This is a genomic window from Hansschlegelia zhihuaiae (assembly GCF_004103825.1).
Taxonomy (GTDB): Bacteria; Pseudomonadota; Alphaproteobacteria; order Rhizobiales; family Methylopilaceae; genus Methylopila; species Methylopila zhihuaiae.
On record NZ_RYFI01000003.1, the window covers coordinates 84,753 to 87,716 of the forward strand.

The 2,964-nt window shown below is 72.5% G+C and carries 4 protein-coding genes; all 4 read left to right on the top strand.

Annotation, left to right across the window (positions count from 1 at the left end; translation table 11 throughout):
• On the top strand, positions 1-767 hold a 767-nt coding region (locus EK403_RS04290; RefSeq protein ID WP_128776272.1), incomplete at its 5' end, for an ATP-grasp domain-containing protein.
• A complete protein-coding gene (gene mch, locus EK403_RS04295; RefSeq protein WP_128776273.1) occupies positions 764-1,723 on the top strand; it encodes a methenyltetrahydromethanopterin cyclohydrolase in 960 nt (319 codons plus the stop codon). The genes EK403_RS04290 and mch, both read left to right, overlap by 4 nt.
• Before the next feature lie 151 nt (positions 1,724-1,874).
• Complete coding sequence (locus tag EK403_RS04300; protein WP_128776274.1) at positions 1,875-2,786, top strand: ATP-grasp domain-containing protein; 912 nt, start codon at positions 1,875-1,877, stop codon at positions 2,784-2,786.
• Between the two features lie 23 nt (positions 2,787-2,809).
• On the top strand, positions 2,810-2,964 hold a 155-nt coding region (locus EK403_RS22925; protein ID WP_245479521.1), incomplete at its 3' end, for a triphosphoribosyl-dephospho-CoA synthase.

The following is a 2,964-nucleotide window of genomic DNA, read 5'->3' on the forward strand; positions in this document are numbered from 1 at the left end:
AGCGGGCGGCGGCGCTCGACGCTCGATCTCTGGAAAGCGCGTGGCTCTCGAAGCGAGCCGGCGCTTCGGGCGGAGCGCATATCCGGGAGGCGCGCGGCCGGATCGGTCGACGCCGTTACCTCCAACGCCGCGTCGACGGACGGTCCGTCTCGGCGCTGTTTCTCGCGAACGGCCGCTCGGCCGCCGTGATCGGCTTCTCGGAGCAGTGGGCCGATGCGGCGCCGGGCGCGCCCTTTCGGTATGGCGGCGCGGTCGGCCCGGTTCCGGTCGTCCCCGAACTCAGCCTCTCCGTCTCCGACGCCCTCACCCGCATCGTCGCGGAGACCGGCCTCAGGGGGCTCGCCAGCGCCGACATGATCCTGCCCCAGGACGGCCGGGGCTTCGTCCTGCTCGAGATCAACCCGCGGCCGGGCGCGACCCTCGACCTGTTCGACCGCGCGCCGTGGCCGTCGCTCCTCGGCCTCCATCTCGACGCCTGCGAGGGCCGCCTTCCGGCCGCCCTGCGCCCGACCTCGACGATCCATGGCGCAGCGGTCGTCCACGCGACCACGACCGTTCGGCCGGCCGCGATCGCGCGTCCGGTCTGGACGGCGGATTGGCCTTCATGCGACGACAGCGTCCCCGCCGGAGCGCCGACCTGCACGGTCGTCGCCTCCGGCGCCTCTCCTGCCGGCGTTCGCGCGCTTCTCGCCGAGCGCCGGTCCGCACTGCTCTCCCTCCTCCGCGCCGCCGCGCCGGCGCCTACGAACCACAAGGCGCCAGCATGACCGCATATCCCAGCGTAGGGGCGCTTTCCGCGCCGCTCGTCGAGGCCCTGATCCGCGACGCCGCCACCCTGCGGCTTGGCGTCGAGACGACCGCGACGGGCGCGACCATCGTCGACGGCGGCATAAATGTCCGCGGCGGCCTCGAGGCCGGTCGACGGATCATCGAGATCTGCCTCGGCGGCCTCGGCCACGCGAACTTCGTCGCCGACAACGGCTTCGGGCGCTGGCGCACCGCCCTGCAGATCACCACCGCCGATCCGGTCATCGCCTGTCTCGGCAGCCAATACGCCGGCTGGAGCCTGTCGGAGGGCGAGTTCTTCGCGCTCGGCTCCGGCCCGGCGCGCGCGCTCTGGGCAAAGGAGGAGCTGTTCGGCGAGCTCGGCTACAAGGACGAGGCCCAGGCCGCCGCCCTCGTGCTCGAGACCGACAAGCGGCCGCCGGACTCGCTCGTCTCATACATCGCCAAGGAGTGCGGCGTCGCGGAGGACAAGCTCACGCTGATCCTGACGCCCACCACCAGCCTCGCGGGCTCGGTGCAGGTCGTCGGCCGCGTGCTCGAGGTCGCGCTCCACAAGGCGCACGCCCTCCACTTCCCGCTGGAGCGCATCGTCGACGGGACAGGCCTCGCCCCGGTTCCGCCGCCGGCCGCCGACTTCCTTGGCGGCATGGGCCGCACCAATGACGCGGTGCTCTATGGCGGCGAGATCGCGCTCTATGTCGAGGGACCGGAGGACGAGGCCGAGCAGCTCGCCAACGGCCTGCCCTCCTCCACCTCGCGCGACCACGGCCGGCCCTTCGGCGAGATCTTCGCGGGCTACAATTACGACTTCTACGCCTGCGACGCCGGCCTGTTCTCGCCCGCGGTGGTGACCGTGACGGCGCTCTCGACCGGCAAGAGCTTCAGCGCCGGCGCGTTCGAGCCGGAGCTCGTGGAGAAGTCGTTCCGCGGGGCGTGAGAGACAGCGGCGTCATCCCGGACGGTCGGAGGCCGATCCGGGATCGTTCTCCGGAAAGGGCTGCGCCGAGTGCCTCTTCCTGAAGACGATCCCGGCTCTCCGCTTCGCTCCGGCCGGGACGACGCGAGTTTCAGGACATGAGCTTCTGCCGATGATCCTCCAGGAGAGCGTCGTCATCTTCACCGAGAAGGCCGACTGGCACAGCCACGGCCTCCGAGACGCCTGCGCGCGCGAGGGGCTGCGGCCGCTCATCCTGTCGACCGCCGATTGCGGCTTCGACCTCGCGAGCGGTCGTCCCGGCCTCGTCCTCCCGGGGCTCGACGGTCGGCTTCCGGGCGCGGCCTTCGTGCGGCTGATCCCGGCGGGCTCGACGGAGCAGATCACGGTGCGGCTCGGGCTGCTGCACGCCGCGCGCGACCTCGGCGTGCAGGTGGTGAACGACGCCCGCGCCATCGAAGCCTGCGTCGACAAGTCGACCACGACCTTCCGGCTGGCGGCGGCCGGTCTGCCGACGCCGCGCACCGTCGCGCTCGAGGGCCGCGACGCCGCCCAGGCCGCCTTCGAGGCGATGCGTGGCGACGCGGTGCTGAAGCCGCTGTTCGGCGCGCAGGGCAAGGGCCTGATCCGCCTGAAACCGGGCGACGCTTTGCCAGCGCCCGAGGAGGTGGGCGGCGTCTACTATCTGCAGGAGTTCGTGGCGAGCCGCGGGTCGCGCCTCGCCGGCGGCGCGCATGACTGGCGGGTCTTCGTGCTCGACGGAAGGCCGCTCGCCGCGATGATCCGGCGCTCCCCAGGGTGGATCACCAACATCTTCCAGGGCGCGGAAGGCGAAGCTGCCGACGCTTCCGGCGAAATCGGCGCGCTCGCCGTCCGCGCGGCCGCCGCGGTCGGCGCTGACTACGCCGGCGTCGACCTGATCGAGGACGAGGACGGGCGGTTTCTCATCCTCGAGGTCAATTCCATGCCTGCGTGGAAGGGCCTTTGTCAGGCCACAGGCGTCGACGTCGCGGCGGCGCTCGCCCGCGACCTGGCGGGCCGCCTCTCCCGCGCCGACGCGGCCTGAGTCCCGTGGCGGCGTCGTGGGAGATGGCGGGCGTGGCGCGCGCCTTCCGCGAGGCCTGCCGCGCCGAGCTCCACGCGCTGAAGCCCGGCAATGTCCACGTCTTCCGTGAGGGCCACGGCATGACGGCCGCGACCTTCGAACGCGCGGCCGAAGTCGCGGCCGTCCGGCTCGTGGCGGG